The sequence below is a fragment of the Isoptericola sp. NPDC060257 genome (genome assembly GCF_042726645.1).
Classification (GTDB): domain Bacteria; phylum Actinomycetota; class Actinomycetes; order Actinomycetales; family Cellulomonadaceae; genus Isoptericola; species Isoptericola nanjingensis.
In genome coordinates this window covers 1-1,570 of the sequence record NZ_JBHXAW010000487.1, presented here as the reverse complement: position 1 = coordinate 1,570, position 1,570 = coordinate 1, and the positions used below count along the sequence as shown (strand labels likewise).

Here is a 1,570-nt window from a genome sequence, read left to right as displayed (position 1 = left end):
AGGCCTCCGCCCGCACGTACTCCTTCGACCGCGGCCGGATCCTCGACGCTCCGCGCGACGGCCGCCCGCCGGTGCGGCGCATCCCGGTGACCGACGGGCAGCTGGAGTTCGAGCGGGCGCACCTCGCGGCCAAGCTGCGCGTCCGCACCCCCGGCCTCGCGCCCGCGCTCGACGATGCCGCGCCGGTGCGCACGCACCCGCTCTTCGCCGTCGTCCCCGGTGCGCGCGAGGACTGGGAGCGTGGCTGAGCCCGACCCCGCCCGGGGTCGACGCGGAGCTCAGAGCCAGCCCAGGCTGACGGCGATGAGCAGCTGCGTCACCAGGAAGCCGGTGACGAGGTTGAGCCACAGGAAGCGTCGCCACCCGGCGTGCGCCTCCTCGCAGCGGTCGTCGGGCAGGTTCCGGAACGGCGCGACGCTCACGACGTACGGCACGACGAGCACGGCGGCGAGCGCCGCCGGCCAGCCCGCCAGGAGCAGCACGACTCCGGCCGCGGCGTAGGCCGCCATCGCCCCGCGCACCGTGCGCGCCGCACCGAGCCACGTGGCCACCGAGCCGATCCCGGCGGCGCGGTCCGCCTCGACGTCCTGCACCGCGCCGAACGCCTGGGACGCCATCCCCCAGAGGAAGAACGCCCCCAGCACGGCGACGACGGCGCCGGTGACCGTGCCGCCCGCCAGCGCCAGGCCGAAGGCGGCGGGGCTGACGAAGTGGGTCGCGGACGTCGCCGAGTCCAGCACCGGCCGCTCCTTGAACCGCAGACCCGGCGCGGAGTACGCGACCACGGCGAACACGCTCACGGCGAGCACCGCGGTGGAGGCGGCGTCCCCGACGAGGACCAGGTACGCGAGGAACGGGACGTTGCTGAGGACGGCGGCGCGCACCGTGAGGCGGTGCCACCGCCGGGACAGCACCACGCCCTCGATGCCGCCCTTGCGCGGGTTGCGCAGGTCCGACTCGTAGTCCCAGACGTCGTTGAGCCCGTACATCAGCAGGTTGTACGGGACGAGGAAGTACAGCGTGCCGACCACCAGCTCCGCGACGCCGACCCGGCCGGCCCCGCCCGCCAGCAGGTACGCCGCGGCGAACGGGTAGGCGGTGTTGATCCAGCTCACCGGGCGCGACGACCCCACCACCTGGCGCAGCGCGGCCGCCGGACCCACCGCCTGTCCCCCTGTCACGGGCGCCGTCATGCGTCGGCCTCCGCGCGCTCGTCGTCCCCCGCCAGCGCCCACAGGGCGGGCAGCAGCAGCGCGGCGACGACCGGCCAGGCGAGGTCCTCGACGGGCGTGAGCCACACGCGCACGCCCACGAGCGCGGCGCCGTCGTACCGGAACAGGTCGGCGGCGATCATCAGGCTGTCGAAGACGACGGTGAGCGCCACGAGCACGACGGCGGCGAGCGCCGTCGCCGCCCACCACCGGGCGCCGAGGCGGCGCACGCGCGCCACGACCAGCGCGAGGACGAGCGCCCCGGCGACGACGCCGACCGCGAGCCCGGCGTACGTCATCGCGCCTCCCGGACGGGGTCCGGCACCGCGTGCAGCGCGCCACGCCGGGCGGGGCGACGT

Annotated in this window: 2 protein-coding genes and 1 pseudogene; 1 reads left to right on the top strand and 2 read right to left on the bottom strand. The window is 76.2% G+C overall.

The features are described 5' to 3' along the window. Positions 1-248 (top strand): annotated as a pseudogene (locus ACFWEK_RS21550) (hypothetical protein); the annotation flags it as partial. A 30-nt stretch (positions 249-278) separates the two neighbouring features. On the opposite strand, the gene ACFWEK_RS21545 reads toward ACFWEK_RS21550, so the two are convergent. Next, complete coding sequence (locus ACFWEK_RS21545) at positions 279-1,193, bottom strand: prenyltransferase (RefSeq protein ID WP_430555365.1); 915 nt, start codon at positions 1,191-1,193, stop codon at positions 279-281. Then, complete coding sequence (locus ACFWEK_RS21540; RefSeq protein WP_430547857.1) at positions 1,190-1,510, bottom strand: lycopene cyclase domain-containing protein; 321 nt, start codon at positions 1,508-1,510, stop codon at positions 1,190-1,192. Before ACFWEK_RS21540 ends, ACFWEK_RS21545 begins: the two co-directional genes overlap by 4 nt. Positions 1,511-1,570: the final 60 nt, after the last annotated feature.

Coding starts and splice junctions, on each gene's coding strand:
- ACFWEK_RS21545 (WP_430555365.1), bottom strand. CDS start 1,193: ATGACGGCGCCCGTGACAGGGGGACAGGCGGTGGGTCCGGCGGCCGCG.
- ACFWEK_RS21540 (WP_430547857.1), bottom strand. CDS start 1,510: ATGACGTACGCCGGGCTCGCGGTCGGCGTCGTCGCCGGGGCGCTCGTC.